The sequence below is a fragment of the Halohasta litchfieldiae genome, assembly GCF_002788215.1.
Taxonomy (GTDB): domain Archaea; phylum Halobacteriota; class Halobacteria; order Halobacteriales; family Haloferacaceae; genus Halohasta; species Halohasta litchfieldiae.
The window spans coordinates 2,700,019-2,715,622 of sequence record NZ_CP024845.1; the positions used below are offsets into that span (position 1 = coordinate 2,700,019).

Sequence of the window (15,604 nt, forward strand, 5' to 3'; positions counted from 1 at the left end):
CTCTGGTCACTCCTCGCTGGGTCGACTCGGTCGACGGCCAAACACATCGAGGACGGGTTCTGGCTCCGACAACAACGGAACACGGTGTTCGATATCACCGAGTTCCACCACAACCGTTTCGGTGCCGAGCCAGTCGTCAATCCATGTGGTTTCGACGCGGAGCCCGCGTTCGTCCCACGCGTCGACGCGCCACTGCGGTCCCCCAAGCAGGCGGTCGTGGCCGACGATGGTGGTGTCCTCAATTTGGTACTCCATCCAGCCATACCGAATCCAAGTGTCAAAGGTAGAGGTGATAACCGGGAGGCCGACGCTTGCAAGCAGTAATCCGACACCAACCATCCGAGCACCGTCAGAAAAGAACGCAGCTGCGAACAAGAAACCGAACAAGAGGATACTCGGCGTTTCGGGAATTCGGCTGGCGTTGACGATCCCGGACACAAAGAGGTTCCGGCGAGACGGTGCCAGTCGCGTGGTGACATCCGCCAGTGGCTCGATGGGTTCCGGTTCGGGTGGGTTGGTCGACCAGCCGAAGATCCCTCCGTTTCGCCGGTCGAATGCGGCGAGACGATCATCGTAGTGGCTGGCCAGGTCGAAACCGAACTTCAGTACAACAATAACGACGAGCAAGGCCATTCCCTGTCCGATATTCTCGCCGAAGGCTTCGGCGGCGAACGGAAGCATCACCAACACGATGAGGAAGGTGACGCCGAGTTGTTTGAGCACGCTCATCGTTGCCGTCTGAGCACTGTGGTCACGGTACTCCCCATCGCCGATGTAGGTGATCCCAGTGGCGATTCCATGGCTCACGAAAATCCCAGCAGCACAAAGCATGACCGCAGAACCGGCAGCCGGGGAGACCGTCTCGGTGGTACTCGCGCCGACCGTGACAGCGCCGACGAACAGCCAGAGAAATCCGAGGAGTGGCCCAGCGAAACAGACGACTGGAACCGACGTGGGATGGATCTGGAGGCTCAAATAGGGAATCTTGATCGGCGTTCGCTTCCGTCCGATAGCACCGAGGATAACGTGGTTGTCCTCCAGCTGGGACGGTCGACCGGCCAAAAGGGCCCGAACGAGCGCCCAGCAGGTCGCACTCCCGAACTCAAGCCAGTACAACATCAAAAGCGCCGCCGCGTTCCAACCGAGGGTGACGACACCGACCAACGGGAGCAGCGAGTTCACCACCAGAGCCACGAGTTCAACGCTGGGGCGGGTTCGCCATCTCACCTCGGCTAGCATAATCACTCATACAGATATGACACGACCAAATACAATCTTTCGATCACAGGATCGAGATCGCGGACGGAGGCTTTCATTTTAGTTTCTTGCGGGCAAATGTGGGGTGTGTCCGACACAATGCACGCAGCAGTTATCCACGAGGCAGGTGGCGAGTTCGAACTCGAAGAACGCGAGATTCCGACCCCAGACTCAAACGAGGTCCGAATCGCAGTCGACGCCTGTGGCATCTGCCACAGTGACGAGTTTGTGAAAGCGGGAACCTATCCCGGAATTTCGTATCCACGAATCCCGGGCCACGAAATCGCGGGCCGAATCGATGCGGTAGGAGATGGAGTCTCGCAGTGGTCGACCGACGACCGTGTCGGTGTCGGCTGGCACGGCGGCCATTGTTTTACCTGTGAGGCCTGTCGACGCGGCGATTTCAAGATGTGTGACAACGTCGAGACGACCGGTGTGACGTACGATGGCGGCTACGCCGAGTACGTCACCGTGCCAGCCGAAGCCGTCGCTGCGATTCCCGACTCGCTTGATGCGGTCGACGCTGCACCGTTGCTTTGTGCGGGCGTGACAACGTTCAATGCCCTGCGTAACAGCGATGCTCTGCCGGGTGAGTTGGTTGCCGTGCAGGGTGTTGGCGGGCTGGGCCATCTCGCGATTCAGTACGCACACGCTGCTGGCTTCGAAACGGCTGCGATCTCCCGAAGCCCCGACAAAGAGGCGCTTGCGATGGAGCTAGGCGCAGATCACTTTATTAATGCGACCGAAACCGATCCCGCAGAACAGCTCCAAGCACTGGGTGGCGCAAAGGTTGTTCTCGCGACAGCACCGTCGAGCGACGCTATCGAGTCCATCGTTGGTGGCATTGGAACCGACGGCACTGTCCTCGTCGTCGGCGTCCCTGATGAGCCGGTGTCGGTCGACGCCAATCAACTGGTCGGCAGCCGTGGGGCGGTCGCTGGCTGGGCCTCCGGCGACGCCCGGGACTCACAAGATACACTTGAGTTCAGTTCCCTCCGGGAGGTCACACCCCAGATAGAAACCTACCCACTGTCGGAGGTCGAGAGCGCCTACGAGCGGATGATTCAAAACGACGCTCGGTTCCGCGTTGTGCTTGAACCATAGTCACGGCTCGACAAGCAGGTCTCCGGGCTGAGAAACTCAGTCGTCGCTCGGGTGGTCGACGCTGTCGGCCTGCCACTGACACGCAGCAAGCAATGCGAGCGGGATTCCGAACAGTGCAGCCGCCATCGCGCCACCGACAGCAATCACCACAACAAGCCCCCACAGCTGTCTGTCGAACGGGACGAACACCACCCCCGCGAGCATGACGGTGGCACTCGCGCCGCCGAAGGCGAGTAGCGTCGACCGTCGACTCCCACGTGCTTTGGCGCGTGTCACCGCAAGGCCGAACGCCGGAGCGACCGACAGCGGGAGGAAATACACCAGCCAGTCGAGCTGTTCGACTGGGTGGGAGCCGAGGCCAACCCCCATCAGCACCCCGGCAACAGCGACGAGCCCGACGATCCCGACTGCGAGCGTGCCACGAACCGACCGAAGCCACCGTGGGCGGTACATTCCAGTTCCCCCAACAACCAGATAGAGAACACCGAGACCGCCAAACAGGATCGTGAACGTCGACTCTCCGACCGTTGCAATACAGAGACTGAGACCGCCGAGTCCAGCAATGGCGACTGAGATTCGGTCGACCGTGTCAGTCATTTCGGCGGCCGCCCAGCGCGCAGTGGCGCTGACACCGGTGAGACAGAGCCCGTAGACGAGGACTGCGGGGAACACGTATGAGGTCATATTACCGAGCCAGATCGGAAACGACGCAAGCCAGACGGCGGCGTCGACGCGTAGCGATCCACTGTTGGGTTCTCCGTACGCAAGATACACATCGTCCTCTAGGACAGTCTGACGGTCTTGTGTCGTAGTACGGTGCCACGTTGCATTCCCACCAGTCACCGTCGGAACCTCGTCCGTGGAGGTGTATTCGTCGATGATCGTCGGCCGTAGATCGTTGACGACGACCGTCTCGGGAGGGCCGACAAAGGATATGCGATCCGTATTCAGTATCCATCCTGCACCAGTACCTTCCGAGTGGAGATAGTCGACCACCACGCCGAACTGGGTACTGCCAGCATCCGAATCCCGAAACCGGATCCGAACCGTTCGGTTCTCTATGGTGGTCGACTGGACAGTTATCTCGCCGCCATCGAAGGCATGTGGGCGTTGCCGTCCGGTCGTCTGGGCTTGCACCAACTGATCGAGTTGCTGTGGGGTTTCGGACAACTGATCGGCAGCGTCCTCGTCGACCCGATTTGTCACGAGCCACGTCGCCGAGCCATTGGCGTGAATCTGGATGGATATCGTACTCTGTATCACGGTCACTGCGAGTCCCTGTTCCTCGGCGGCATCTTCGAACGAGGAGCCACACACGTTACAGATTTCCTGTGGCTGTGGACTCGCCCCAACTGGCACAACGACTGCGAGGAGACTCCCACCAAGCAAGAGCACTGCCAGCAGGATGACAGCACGCTTCATTACGGATTATTGTCGTCTTACCTGATATATGTCTTCTGTACAGACAGTCGGCTATGGAAGTACAGGAGTCGACCGACGGTTCGCCACGCACGTCGACGCCGGGAGTCGGCTTACAGACTGGCTCGAAGCCGACGGTTCGACTGAGTCAGCGGTCGACGACCGCCGCGAGGGCCAATCCTCGCTCGGGGAGTTCGAGTGAGCCAGCAAGCGGCGGTTCGGGTTCCGAAACCGGTGCCGGAATTATAAGTGAGACGGCTCCAGAGAGTTGTACAGACGTGTCTACAATCCAACGACTCGCGGCCGGGGCGACCGACGACTCCCTTCGCGTCGCAATCGCGGTCGGGCTCGCCTCGGTCCCGGTCTCGCTACTGCTCTCGTGGGACTCGCTGTCGGGCGAGACGGCTGCTACTGGCGCGCAGTTCGACGGACTCGCGGTTCTCGTCGCTGGCGTGATCGTCGGCTTCTACTACCACGACCGGTCGACGTCGACCAAGCGGGCCGGGATCTGGACCGGCCTGACCGGCGGCCTCGCGGCGGTGATCGTCTTCGGGTTTCCGACGCTCGGGGCGATCACCTCGCCGTCCGAAACCCACAGTATTATCGTCGTGTTTGCCCCGGTTGTCGCCGTCCTCGCAGTCGGGCTCTCTGTCGGCATCGCCGTCGTCACGGCCCTCGGCACCGACTGGGTTCTCGGACGCCTCGACCGCGACCATCGGAGACGGGAGCCGGTCGACATCGATGGCCAACCCACCGGCTCACGATGGTGGGTTGCTGTAGCCCTCTATGCGGTCGTCGCGCCGGTGTGGCTGGCGGTCCTGTTGTGGCCCGACCCCGACACCTTCGGGTTCGGCCTCTCATTTCTAAGCGCGTTCGGTCTGTTTGCCTGCTCGGTCGTCGCGTTCATCGGACTGTTCCTCGATGCGACGACCCCGCGAGCCGTCGACACGTGGCAGCCGACGTGGTGGCTCTACGTGGGAGTTCCACCGGCGGTCGCCGGTTTCGTCTACCTCGCCGCGACGGTCCGGGACTCGGTCTATCCGGCTGGCGATGCGACGTTCGGGTTTTATATTGGGCTTGCGGCAGTCGCGGTCGTCTACGCCGTGGTCCGACACCGCCAGACTGGGACCGATTCGTCGTCGACCAACTTCGAGTAGTGGGTAAACGGTTTTACCAGTCGACCGACTCATCAGAGTGTGAAACGATTCGTCGGCCTGCTGTCTGTCGCTGGGGCCGTGCTGTTGGCGTTTGCGGGGGCGGTTGTGTCGACTGCCGAGTTCACACTTGGTCCAGCGATGATTGGTGGCGTTCTGACCACGGAGCTACTTATCAAGGGACTGTTCGCTGGAGCGGTCGTCCTTGGACTCTGGGGGGTACATCTCCTTGTCTTGGAGTTCCTGTTGCGGACCGCGTCCAAACGCCGCGCTCACGACATCCGCAACGTGCTTCGTCTCGTCTTCGGTGCAGCCGGAATCATTGCCCTGCTGGGCGTTCTTACCGATCAGTGAGGGTGTCATAGAAAGCGTCACACACGAAGACGCAGGATGTTGGAACTGTGTCTACGAGCGCCAGCATCCTGCAAGAGGAGACTTCTATCGACGAGTTCTTCAATGTAATGGCGACCGAGACGCTCGCGTTGTTCGAGCATCTTGAGTTCGACTTTCTCGAAGAATTCGATGTGTTCGCCCCCGCTCGCCGGGGGCGAACACGAGATCATCACCCACCAGCACTCTTCCGAGCGTTCCTGCACTGCTACTACAAGAACGTCTACGGCATCCGTCCAGTCACGCGAGAACTCCAGAACACGGTCGTCTGGCTCAGCTGTGGCTTCGATCGACCGCCGTCGAGAGACGCGGTCGATCGCTTCCTCACCGACCTCGAACACGTCGTCGACGAGGTCTTCGACCGCCTCGTCGAGCAGGCCGCCTGCCGCGGCCTGCTCGACTTGACCTACTCCATCGATTCCACCGACGTGAGGACGATGCCCGCCGACCAAGACGCGTCGAAAGGCTACGATCCAACCGCCGAAGAGTACTACCACGGCTACGGCTGTACGATCGTCTCGACCGGGCAAAAGATCCCGATTGCCGCGGAGTTCACCGAGAGCAAGCAAGCGCCAGAGGAGACGGCGATGCGCGTCACGTGTGACGCGCTCGCCGTCGAGAAACCGATCTGGATGCTTGGAGACAGCGCCTACGACACGCTCGGCTGGCACGACCACCTGCTGGCCGCAGGGGTCGTGCCAGTCGCTCCGTACAACGCACGAAACACCGACGATCCGAAAGACATCGAGTACAGGGTCGAAGCCCGCATCGACGAACACAGCGAGGACGTTCAGCTGAAGCAATCGACGCTAGACGAGACGTACAACCGCCGGAGTGGAGTCGAACGAACCAACGACGCCGTCAAGGACTGCGGCCTCGGGCACGTTCGCGCCCGAGGCCGCGTCCACGCACGAGCACAAGTGTTCCTCGCGCTGTGCCTTCGTCTCGTTATTGCGATCACCAACGACGAACGCGGAGACAATCCAGGAAGCACCGTCATCACGCTATGAGAACTATTCTATGACACCCTCGACAGCTACCCCAAGGCGCTCTCCGGCGGGATGAAACAGCGCGTTGGCATCGCGCGTGCGCTCGCCGTCGACCCCGAAATCCTCCTGCTGGACGAACCCTTTGGTAGCGTCGACGTCCGAACGCGCGACCGCCTGCATGCCGAACTGCTCGACATCTGGAGAGAAACCGACCAGTCGGTCGTCTTCGTCACTCACGATATCGACGAGGCGGTAATGTTGGCCGACAGAATCGTGGTTATGGATTCGGAGCCGGGAACCGTTCAATCGGTGCATTCCGTTGATCTCTCGCGGCCCCGGGATCGGACAACGACGGCATTCGTCGACTACGTTGCCCGGATTCGAGACGAACTCGGCAGTCCAACCGAAACGGGTTGCTGAACGCTACCGGCTGATCGGGTCGTCGATTCTCGAACAGTAGGGAGCACCTACCGCTGTCGACTCCCGGACCTGAACGGTGGTTCGAGTGACGCCACATGAGATAATGTGACAATTCTAGTATCAGGACGTATAAATAATGAAAAATAACGGATGAGATGACCTATCATATCGCATGTTGGTCATAGTACACCGTACTTTAAGAGCGCAGGGCCGAAAGATATGGGCGATGGGAACCCTAACCGAGCTATTCGCGCCGGAGCGCGTGGCGGTTGTCGGTGCGACCGCACGCGAGGGGTCGATCGGGCGAGCGGTTACTGATAATCTTCTTTCAGCATATGAGGGGACGATTATTCCGGTCAACCCCAACTACGACGAGGTGTTGGGCCTCTCCTGTGTCGACGACATCGGAGCGGCCGACGCCGATATGGCTGTGATCGTTGTCCCGCCGAAGATCGCCCTGCCCGCCGTCGAGCAGGCCGGTGAGGCGGGAGTCACAAACGTGGTGGTCATCACCGCTGGCTTCGGTGAAACCGGCGGCGACGGCGCAAGCCGCGAGAAAGAACTGAAGAAAATCGCTGCCGAGTACGACATGAAACTGGTCGGCCCCAACAGCCTCGGCATCATGTCGACGGCCAACGGGATGAACGCCTCCTTCGGTCCCGACAGCCCCAAAGAGGGCAACATGTCATTCATGAGCCAGTCGGGCGCGTTCATCACGGCCGTCCTCGACTGGGCCAACGACGAGGACGTCGGCTTCAAAGACGTTGCCTCGCTTGGTAACAAGGCGGTCCTCGACGAAACCGACTTCGTCGACCACTGGGGCGACGACGAAGATACCGACGTCATCATCGGCTATCTCGAAGGAATTAGTCAGGGCCGAGAGTTCATCGACACCGCCCGCGAGGTCACACAGGACACCCCAATCGTCCTCGTGAAATCCGGGCGAACGGACGCTGGTGCACAGGCCGCGTCCTCCCACACCGGCACAATCGCCGGCTCCGAGCAGGCCTACGAGGCTGGACTCGATCAGGCGGGCGTCCTGCGGGCCGAATCGGTCCAGGATTTGTTCGACGCTGCCCAGATGTTGGCCAACCAGCCAGTGCCGGAGAACAACGATGTCGCCGTGATCACCAACGCTGGTGGTCCCGGTGTGATGTCGACCGACGCGGTCGGCGACTCGGGCCTCGAAATGGCGACGTTCAATCAAGAAACGCTCAATGAGTTCTCCGAGCAGTTGCCCCCCGAGGGCAACATCTACAACCCGGTCGACATCGTCGGCGACGCCGACGTCGACCGGTTCCGTGACGCACTCGATATTGCGCTGGCCGACGACAACGTCGGCTCGGCGATGGTGTTGTCCTGCCCAACCGCAGTCCTCGACTACGAGCAGTTAGCCAAAGAGACCGTCGAGATGCGAGAGAAACACGGCAAACCTGTCGCTGCCTGTTTCATGGGCGGCGAAAGCGTCGACGAGTCCGCCGAAATTCTCTCGGATGCCGGGATTCCGAACTACTTCGATCCCTCCCGAGCCATCGGCGCACTCGATTCGCTCTGGGAGTACCGCGGCATTCAGCGCCGGGAGTACGAACCCCCTGCCGACTTCGATGTGGACCAAGAGGCCGCCCGGGAAATCCTCGAACGTGTCGAAAGCCGCGAGGACAACCGCCTCGGCGTCGAAGCCATGGGCCTTCTTGAGGCCTACGGCATTCCGATGCCAGATAGCGATATCGTCGACTCACCCGAGGACGCTCTTGAGGTCGCCAAACGAATCGAGGGCGACGTGGTAATGAAGATCGTTAGCCCCGATATCCTCCACAAATCCGACATCGGCGGCGTCAAAGTCGGCGTTTCGGACGACGAGGTCGAAGACGCCTACGAGGACCTGATTACGCGAGCCCGAAACTACCAGCCGGATGCGAACCTCTTGGGTGTCCAGCTTCAGGAGATGGCGGATCTGGATTCGGGCACCGAAACCATCGTCGGGATGAACCGCGATCCGCAGTTCGGCCCGCTGATGATGTTCGGGCTGGGCGGTATTTTCGTGGAAATCTTAGAGGATACGACGTTCCGCGTTGCCCCCGTTTCGGAGTCCGAAGCCCGTGAAATGACAGAAGAAATCAAGACGGCACCGCTCCTACGTGGTGCACGTGGTCGTGATCCGGCCGATGTCGACGGAATCGTCGAGACGATCCAGCGACTCTCCCAACTGGTCGCGGACTTCCCGGCGATCATGGAGTTCGACATCAACCCACTGGTCGCAACGCCCGACGGCGTCGACGCCGTCGACATCAGACTCACCGTCGACCCCAAGAAACTATGAAATCGCTACTCATCACCGCAACCGAAGAAAGCACCGGCAAGACCGCTATCGCCCTCGCCTTAGCGAGTATCGCCCGCGACCGGGGCCAGTCGGTCGGCTACATGAAGCCGAAAGGCACGCGTCTCCAGAGCAACGTCGGCAAAACGCTCGACGAAGATCCAATGCTCGCCCGTGAGCTACTGGATATCGACGCCGAAATGCACGAACTCGAACCCGTCGTCTACTCGCCAACGTTCATCGACGGCGCGATGCGTGGCCGCGAGGACCCCGCCGAACTCCAACAGCAGATCAAAACCCAGTTCGACGGCCTCGCTGAGGGACGTGACCTCATGGTCGTCGAAGGCGGCGGCTCGCTCAACACCGGCGGCATCGTCGACCTCACAGACGTCGACATCGCCGAACTCCTCGACGCCGAGGTCCTGCTCGTCGCCGACTACACCCAGCCGGGCGATATCGACAACCTGCTGGCGGCGGTCGACGACATCGGCGACAATCTCGGCGGCGTCGTCTTCAACCGGATCACTGATGCTGCCTTCGAGGAACTCAACAGCGACGTGATCCCGTTCCTCGAAAGCAGGGATGTCGAAGTCTTCGGCGCGATTCCACAGGAGACGACGCTGGCAGGCGTCACAATCGAGGAACTCGCCGACGAACTCGGTGCGGACGTCCTGACCGACGTCGACTCCGACGAGATCGTCGAACGCTTCCTCGTCGGCGCAATGGGTGGCGACGAGGCGCTCCGTTACTTCCGACGAGCGCGCAACGCCGCGGTCATCACCGGCGGCGACCGCTCGGACATCCACACCGCTGCCCTCGAAGCCTCCGGCGTCAACTGCCTCATTCTGACGGGAGGCCACCGGCCATCCCCAGCAATCCTGGGCCGCGCCGCCGAGGCCAACACCCCCGTGCTGGCGATCAACACCGACACGCTCACCGCTGTCGAGCGTGCCGAATCGGTCGTCCGAAGTGGTCGCACCCGCGACCGCCGGACGGTCGACACGATGGCCAATCTGTTGAGTGAGCGCGTCGACGTCGACGCGCTGATCGGCGGCGAATCCGACGAGTAGTCCGGCACTGTCGGTGCGCTTTTATAAGTGAACGCAAACGACTGTTTTGGTAGCCACACTATATTTAATTATGGTCGACCGTCCACGGCTGCAGAATAGCATCATCTACGGCGGAATCGCCGCCTTCGGGCTTGCCGTGCTCGTGCCCGATCCGACAGGGACGACGTTCGTGTTCCTCTTTCCGATCCTCACGCTCGTGGGAACAATTGTGCTCTACTGGACCGGCTGGTTCGTCACCGAGTGAGACGAGTCGATCAGTGGTCTTCGTAGGCGAGATTCATCAGCCACTGCGAGAAGGAGTCGCTCTGTGGGTTGACTTCCTCCTCGCCGATAAACGGCGACAGCATGTCGCCGGCCATCAGCAGGCGGAAATCGAGATCTCGGGCGGCGGGTTCGAGATAATAGGTGTTGTGGCCGTTGTAGACGGTGTCTTCGCGTTTGATCAGTCCGGAGTCGACCAGCGCTTCGGCGATCCGACTTCCCTTTCGGGACGACACATCGAGGTCCTTCCAGAAGTCGCTCTGATGGATCCCACCCGTCTCACGGATCAGTTCCAGCCCACGATACTCGTCCTCAGAAAGACTGTCTTCGATCTCGGCGGCACTCATATATGTCATATCCGGACGCGAGTCGTTTAACAGTTTAGGTACTGAATTCCACGCCAGTCGACAAGCGGTTTCCGACGGTCGGCGAGCGCGCCACCAGTTGGGAGGCGTCGACTGTTGTCGGCGGGGATACAACGATTCCTTCAAGTATTCCCTAGTGAAACAACCGAGGTATGAAACGACGCACGCTTCTCAAACGCAGTGGAGCCAGTGTCGCCGGGGCGGCGGCACTGACAGGCTGTCTCGGCGGGTCCAGCAGCTCAGGGCAAACACTCACCGTGGCGACCTACTCCTCGTTTACCGGGGAGGACACCGCAGGCAACTGGCTCAAATCCGCCTTCGAAGACGAACAGGCAGACACCACAGTAGAGTTCACGACGCCGGAAAGCGGCGTCAACGAGTTCATCCAGCGCAAATCCGAGGGGGCACCGATTGATGCGGACCTCTTTGTCGGTCTCAACACGGGCGAACTCGTCCGGGCCGACGAACAGCTCGACGATCCGCTGTTTGCCTCGACAACCGACCAGGTCCAAGGCGTCGACACGGTCAAACCGGAGCTGAACTTCGATCCCGACAACCGAGTGATCCCCTACGACACGGGGTATATCAGTCTCGTCTACGACGAGGGCGAAGTCGAGGAGCCAGCCACCTTCGACACGCTCTTAGAGCCCGAATACGAGGACGGCCTCATCACCCAGAACGCCCAGCAGTCCGACCCCGGTCGGGCGTTCCTGTTGTGGACGATCAACGAGAAAGGTGCTGACGGCTACCTCGACTACTGGAGCCAACTGGCCGACAATGGCGTCCAGATTATTTCGAGCTGGGGAGACGCCTACGAAGCCTACCAAAACGAGGAGGCACCGATGGTCGTCTCCTACTCGACCGATCAGGTGTTCTACAACGGCGAGGGCGTCGACATGTCCCGGCACCAAGTCGGCTTCCTCAACGACCAAGGCTACGCCAACCCCGAAGGCATGGCCGAGTTCGTCGACGCGGAGAACCCGGAACTGGCCCGCGAATTTATGTCCTTTATGCTCACCAACGAGGCGCAGTCCGAGATCGCCACAAGAAACGTCCAGTTCCCATCGGTCGAAGGCGTCGACCCCGGTGGCGACTTCAGCGAGTTCGCACTCGAACCCCCCGAACCGGTGACGTTTAGCTACGACGAACTGGTCGGCAACGTCAGCGGTTGGATCGACGACTGGGCACGCCAAATCGTGAGCAACTAACCGTGCGGCTCCGGGCATTCCGGCTCCTCCCGGCTGGGGTCGCCGCCATGCTGGCGACGCTCGTCGTCGTGTTTTATTATCCGGTCGGTAGCGTCCTGAGCAGTGCCATCCTCGTCGACGGCCAATTCACCGTCGACCCACTTGTTGCTGTGCTCGGTGACCCCTTCTACGTCGATCTGTTTGGGTTCACCGCCTACCAAGCACTGCTGTCGACAGTCGTCAGCGTTGCGGTCGGATTGCCGGGTGCCTACCTTCTCGCCCGCTTCGAGTTTCCGGGCCGGAAGTTCCTCCGGTCGGTAACAATTTTGCCCTTCGTGCTACCCTCAATTATGGTCGCAGTCGGCTTCCTAGCAATGTTCGGCCAAACCGGCGTCTTCAACGATCTGCTGTCGGTTGTTGGACTCGGTCCCGTCAAACTGGTGGGGACATTGAATATCATTATTCTCGCCCACGCATTCTACAACGCGCCACTGGTGACGCGGCTGGTGACCGCCGCTTGGGAGTCGGTCGACACCCGTCGCGTCGAAACGGCCCGAACCCTCGGTGCGTCGCCGCTCAGAGCATTCTATGACGTGACGCTCCCACAGCTCATACCGGCTATCCTCACCTCGGCCGTCCTTACGTTCATTTTTACGTTCATGTCGTTTCCCATCGTCCTCGCGCTTGGGGGACTGCAGCTCGCCACGGTCGAGGTGTGGCTGTACGCCCGCGTGCAGGATCTCGCACTCACCGAGGCGGCGACACTGGGCGCTATCGAAACGGCGCTCTCGCTGGGATTGATCTACATCTATCTTCGCTACGAGGCTACCCAGATCAAATCGAGTAGTGGCGGCCGGAGGCTGGCCCGAAAACCGCTGTTTGTGGGGTGGCGGTCGCTTGTCGACCCGCGTCGACTCGGCCTGTTTGCCTACAGCCTCCTCGCCGTCGTGCTGTTTGTCGGTCCGTTAGCAAGCCTCGTTATAGAGAGCCTAACGACGCCACAGGGGGCGTTTACCCTCGACTACTACGGGTTCCTCCTCTCGCAGCAGTCCTCGGCAGCGGTCGGGACGACCCAACCACTTCCGGCGATCAGTAACTCGCTGTTGTTCGGTGTGGGCGCGCTGGCATTGGCGTTGCCGATGGGGGTGCTGGTCTCGGTGGTCGCCATCCGTGAAAGTCGCGGCTCTCGGCTCGCCGAGGCACTGCTGACTGCGCCGCTGGCGGTCAGTGGGATCGTCTTGGGACTCGGAATGCTCCGGACGCTCGTCTTCGGCACGGAGCTGTTCGGCCACCGAATCACCGTTACGGGACCGATTGTCATCGTCACCGTCCACGCGGTCGCAGCCTACCCCTTTGTAACACGGAACATAACGCCGGCACTGAGCGGGATCGACGACCGGCTCGTCGACGCCGCGCGAGCACTGGGAGCCGACCGACAAACTGCGTTGGTCGACATCGAACTCCCGCTGATCGCGCCGGCGCTCGTCGCCGGGGCAGCCTTCGCGTTTGCGATCAGTATCGGGGAGTTTGACTCGACAGTGTTGTTAGCCGAGGGCGTCGACAGTGCGACGATGCCGGTCGCTCTCGAACGCTATATCGGAAACCGGTCGCTGGGGCCGAGCCTCGGCCCAGCAACGGCGATGGGGACGGTGCTGCTGGCGGTGACGACGATCAGTTTCGTCCTCATCGACCGCACTGGACGGCGGTGGAACAGACGATGACAATGAAAGAAACAAACAGTATACCGACACCCGATGCGAGCGTCGACGTGACGGACCTCAGAGTCAGGTTCGGCAGTGTGACTGCTCTCGACGACGTTTCGCTGTCCATCCGTGATGGTGAGTTCTTCACCCTTGTTGGGCCCTCGGGCTGTGGGAAAACGACACTACTGCGTTCGATTGCTGGACTGGAAACTCCCTCGGAGGGACAAGTGATCATCGACGGACGAGAGGTCACCGCGGAGCCACCGGAATCCCGGAATATTGGCATTGTCTTCCAGAACTACGCGCTGTTCCCCCACATGAGCGTCGCCGAAAACATCGCCTACGGGCTGCGGTTCCACGACCTCTCGGGCGACCGCGACCCCGACGAGCGTGTCGCGGAATTGTTGGAGTTGGTCGACCTCGCGGGCTTCGGCGACCGTGAGCCGGACCAACTGTCGGGTGGGCAGCAACAGCGCGTCGCGCTGGCCCGAGCGCTGGCTCCCGAGCCGGATGTACTTCTGTTGGACGAACCCCTGTCGGCGCTCGATGCGCGGCTCCGCAAACAGCTCCGGGTACAGATCAAAACCATCCAGCGCGAGCTAGATATTACGACCGTCTACGTCACCCACGATCAGGCCGAAGCGTTGGCAATCAGCGACCGGATCGCCGTGATGCAGGACGGGCAGCTCCAGCAGGTCGACACGCCGGAGGCGGTGTACCGCGATCCGGCTTCCCGCGCAGTCGCCGAGTTCATCGGCGACAACAACGTGTTCAGCGGGCGCGTCACCGACGACGGCTCGCAGCTTTCGATTGAGGGTGGATTACTACCGCTTCCAACCGGAACCGACACAGCAGACGGCACATCGGTGACGCTGTCGATCCGACCCGAACTGCTGTCGATTTATACGGACAATCAACCGGTCGACGGCCAGACACTGTCAGCGACGGTCAACACAGTCGAATTCCTCGGGGATGCCTACCATGTACACTGTCTGTGGAACAACCGTACTATCGTCGTGAAAGCAGCCGCCACCACACCGCCGAAGGGCGAGGTCACACTCCAGTTCGATGCCGACGATATCCACATACTGTGACTCGTCGTGTTCTACGTTAGCGTGTCCGGTTAGAGGCTCTCTGTGACTCGTTTAAGTGATGTCCTGCAGGGTGGACCATCCGCAAACCAGTAGCGGTCGACGATCTTGTCTTCCTTTTGTATGAGCTGAATCAACGATGCCGACCGCGTGCCGAACCCATCACCGTGAACACAGACACCGTACTCGTGGTTGCCGAGCGCATCGCCCGCCCGGTCGACCCACTGATCGGCGGTCTCTCTGTCTTTGGGTTTGAGCGCAGTCCGAAGCGTCTCGGCGTTGTCAGCCTGCTGTCGACCCACTTCGGGCCGAGCCGCCGGTTCGAAGAAATCGCCATCCGCGCCGACGTTGACGATGACGTGGACGCCGGGATCGAAGTCGGTCACAGCGAGGTCACCATCCCACTCCAGTAGTGCAGCGCGGTCGGGATCGGCCACAACGAGATTGAAGCCTGCGTAGGCGTCGGTCGCAGTCGACTCCCTGACGTGGTCGAGGGCCTCGCTGGCTGACTGGAGACCGAGACAGTCGGCGACTAGCTGCCCCCGCGAGCGTTCGCCCTCACGGTCGACCCACCGATTGGTGATCGCAACGAACAGCCCCGCCTCGTTGTAGCCGATCCACGTCCCACCCGCGGTGCTGTCACGTGGCGCGATTGCAGTCGGCCCGGTAACTCCGTCGAGATACTGACTCGGGGGTTCGGATGGTCGACCCAGCGCCTCATCACGATTGGCGGCAGCAACGATAGGCGAGTCAGGAAACACCTGCCACGCAAAGACGAGCGTACACACGGGTGACAGTAGCACATCGTGGTATAAAACAACAGGTCCGGTCGGAGACACCGGCACGACCGGCCCGAACCGATGAACATAACAGGCGT

At 61.0% G+C, this 15,604-nt stretch carries 15 protein-coding genes and 1 pseudogene; 12 read left to right on the forward strand and 4 right to left on the reverse strand.

Features of this window, described 5'->3' with window-relative positions:
• Nucleotides 1–6: 6 nt before the first annotated feature.
• The gene (locus HALTADL_RS13620) at nucleotides 7–1,239 is read right to left on the reverse strand and encodes a DUF6498-containing protein (RefSeq protein WP_089672664.1); all 1,233 of its coding nucleotides are present in this window, start codon (nucleotides 1,237–1,239) and stop codon (nucleotides 7–9) included.
• A 117-nt stretch (nucleotides 1,240–1,356) separates the two neighbouring features.
• On the opposite strand from HALTADL_RS13620, the gene HALTADL_RS13625 reads away from it, so the two are divergent.
• A complete protein-coding gene (locus tag HALTADL_RS13625) occupies nucleotides 1,357–2,361 on the forward strand; it encodes an alcohol dehydrogenase (protein ID WP_089672670.1) in 1,005 nt (334 codons plus the stop codon).
• A 36-nt stretch (nucleotides 2,362–2,397) separates the two neighbouring features.
• On the opposite strand, the gene HALTADL_RS13630 is transcribed toward HALTADL_RS13625, so the two are convergent.
• Nucleotides 2,398–3,783 carry a DUF2339 domain-containing protein gene (locus HALTADL_RS13630; RefSeq protein ID WP_089672665.1) on the reverse strand — a complete coding sequence of 462 codons (1,386 nt, stop codon included), beginning with the start codon at nucleotides 3,781–3,783 and terminating at the stop codon, nucleotides 2,398–2,400.
• Between the two features lie 28 nt (nucleotides 3,784–3,811).
• Here HALTADL_RS13630 and HALTADL_RS17440 point away from each other — a divergent pair, with 28 nt between their 5' ends.
• The 8 genes and pseudogenes from HALTADL_RS17440 to HALTADL_RS17445 all read left to right on the forward strand — a co-directional run bounded on the left by HALTADL_RS17440 (nucleotide 3,812) and on the right by HALTADL_RS17445 (nucleotide 10,364).
• Nucleotides 3,812–3,982, forward strand: a complete 171-nt coding sequence (locus HALTADL_RS17440; RefSeq protein WP_162551734.1) for a hypothetical protein — start codon at nucleotides 3,812–3,814, stop codon at nucleotides 3,980–3,982.
• Nucleotides 3,983–4,058: 76 nt separating this feature from the next.
• Entirely contained in the window at nucleotides 4,059–4,937 is an 879-nt protein-coding gene (locus HALTADL_RS13635) for a DUF5518 domain-containing protein (protein WP_089672666.1), read from the forward strand.
• Between the two features lie 39 nt (nucleotides 4,938–4,976).
• On the forward strand, nucleotides 4,977–5,288 hold the full coding sequence (locus tag HALTADL_RS13640; RefSeq protein WP_089672667.1) for a hypothetical protein: 312 nt from the start codon (nucleotides 4,977–4,979) through the stop codon (nucleotides 5,286–5,288).
• A 107-nt stretch (nucleotides 5,289–5,395) separates the two neighbouring features.
• Nucleotides 5,396–6,334 (forward strand): transposase, encoded by a 939-nt coding sequence (locus HALTADL_RS13645; protein WP_015911568.1) that lies wholly within the window; start codon nucleotides 5,396–5,398, stop codon nucleotides 6,332–6,334.
• A gap of 21 nt (nucleotides 6,335–6,355) precedes the next feature.
• Nucleotides 6,356–6,733: pseudogene (locus HALTADL_RS13650) on the forward strand (ABC transporter ATP-binding protein); the annotation flags it as partial.
• A gap of 226 nt (nucleotides 6,734–6,959) precedes the next feature.
• Entirely contained in the window at nucleotides 6,960–9,053 is a 2,094-nt protein-coding gene (locus HALTADL_RS13655; protein WP_089673188.1) for an acetate--CoA ligase family protein, read from the forward strand.
• Nucleotides 9,050–10,120 (forward strand): phosphotransacetylase family protein, encoded by a 1,071-nt coding sequence (locus tag HALTADL_RS13660; protein ID WP_089673189.1) that lies wholly within the window; start codon nucleotides 9,050–9,052, stop codon nucleotides 10,118–10,120. Before HALTADL_RS13655 ends, HALTADL_RS13660 begins: the two co-directional genes overlap by 4 nt.
• 70 nt (nucleotides 10,121–10,190) lie before the next feature.
• On the forward strand, nucleotides 10,191–10,364 hold the full coding sequence (locus HALTADL_RS17445) for a hypothetical protein (protein ID WP_162551735.1): 174 nt from the start codon (nucleotides 10,191–10,193) through the stop codon (nucleotides 10,362–10,364).
• A 10-nt stretch (nucleotides 10,365–10,374) separates the two neighbouring features.
• On the opposite strand, the gene HALTADL_RS13665 is transcribed toward HALTADL_RS17445, so the two are convergent.
• Nucleotides 10,375–10,728, reverse strand: a complete 354-nt coding sequence (locus HALTADL_RS13665; RefSeq protein ID WP_089673190.1) for a helix-turn-helix transcriptional regulator — start codon at nucleotides 10,726–10,728, stop codon at nucleotides 10,375–10,377.
• Between the two features lie 170 nt (nucleotides 10,729–10,898).
• Between HALTADL_RS13665 and HALTADL_RS13670 the strand changes: the two genes are divergently transcribed.
• Genes HALTADL_RS13670 through HALTADL_RS13680 form a run of 3 tightly spaced genes read left to right on the forward strand, consistent with a single transcriptional unit; the run spans nucleotide 10,899 to nucleotide 14,730 of the window.
• A complete protein-coding gene (locus HALTADL_RS13670) occupies nucleotides 10,899–11,954 on the forward strand; it encodes a thiamine ABC transporter substrate-binding protein (protein WP_089673191.1) in 1,056 nt (351 codons plus the stop codon).
• A gap of 47 nt (nucleotides 11,955–12,001) precedes the next feature.
• Complete coding sequence (locus HALTADL_RS13675) at nucleotides 12,002–13,654, forward strand: ABC transporter permease (protein ID WP_089673225.1); 1,653 nt, start codon at nucleotides 12,002–12,004, stop codon at nucleotides 13,652–13,654.
• Between the two features lie 2 nt (nucleotides 13,655–13,656).
• A complete protein-coding gene (locus HALTADL_RS13680; RefSeq protein ID WP_245708465.1) occupies nucleotides 13,657–14,730 on the forward strand; it encodes an ABC transporter ATP-binding protein in 1,074 nt (357 codons plus the stop codon).
• 29 nt (nucleotides 14,731–14,759) lie between these two features.
• Here HALTADL_RS13680 and HALTADL_RS13685 read toward each other — a convergent pair whose 3' ends face one another.
• Nucleotides 14,760–15,515, reverse strand: coding sequence for an NRDE family protein (locus HALTADL_RS13685; protein WP_089673193.1), 756 nt, complete (start codon nucleotides 15,513–15,515; stop codon nucleotides 14,760–14,762).
• Nucleotides 15,516–15,604: the final 89 nt, after the last annotated feature.

Excerpts from the sequence above, each read along its gene's own strand:
- HALTADL_RS13620 (WP_089672664.1), bottom strand. The coding sequence starts at position 1,239 with ATGCTAGCCGAGGTGAGATGGCGAACCCGCCCCAGCGTTGAACTCGTG.
- HALTADL_RS13625 (WP_089672670.1), top strand. The coding sequence starts at position 1,357 with ATGCACGCAGCAGTTATCCACGAGGCAGGTGGCGAGTTCGAACTCGAA.
- HALTADL_RS13630 (WP_089672665.1), bottom strand. The coding sequence starts at position 3,783 with ATGAAGCGTGCTGTCATCCTGCTGGCAGTGCTCTTGCTTGGTGGGAGT.
- HALTADL_RS17440 (WP_162551734.1), top strand. The coding sequence starts at position 3,812 with ATGTCTTCTGTACAGACAGTCGGCTATGGAAGTACAGGAGTCGACCGA.
- HALTADL_RS13645 (WP_015911568.1), top strand. The coding sequence starts at position 5,396 with ATGGCGACCGAGACGCTCGCGTTGTTCGAGCATCTTGAGTTCGACTTT.
- HALTADL_RS13655 (WP_089673188.1), top strand. The coding sequence starts at position 6,960 with ATGGGAACCCTAACCGAGCTATTCGCGCCGGAGCGCGTGGCGGTTGTC.
- HALTADL_RS13660 (WP_089673189.1), top strand. The coding sequence starts at position 9,050 with ATGAAATCGCTACTCATCACCGCAACCGAAGAAAGCACCGGCAAGACC.
- HALTADL_RS17445 (WP_162551735.1), top strand. The coding sequence starts at position 10,191 with ATGGTCGACCGTCCACGGCTGCAGAATAGCATCATCTACGGCGGAATC.
- HALTADL_RS13665 (WP_089673190.1), bottom strand. The coding sequence starts at position 10,728 with ATGAGTGCCGCCGAGATCGAAGACAGTCTTTCTGAGGACGAGTATCGT.
- HALTADL_RS13670 (WP_089673191.1), top strand. The coding sequence starts at position 10,899 with ATGAAACGACGCACGCTTCTCAAACGCAGTGGAGCCAGTGTCGCCGGG.
- HALTADL_RS13675 (WP_089673225.1), top strand. The coding sequence starts at position 12,002 with ATGCTGGCGACGCTCGTCGTCGTGTTTTATTATCCGGTCGGTAGCGTC.
- HALTADL_RS13680 (WP_245708465.1), top strand. The coding sequence starts at position 13,657 with ATGAAAGAAACAAACAGTATACCGACACCCGATGCGAGCGTCGACGTG.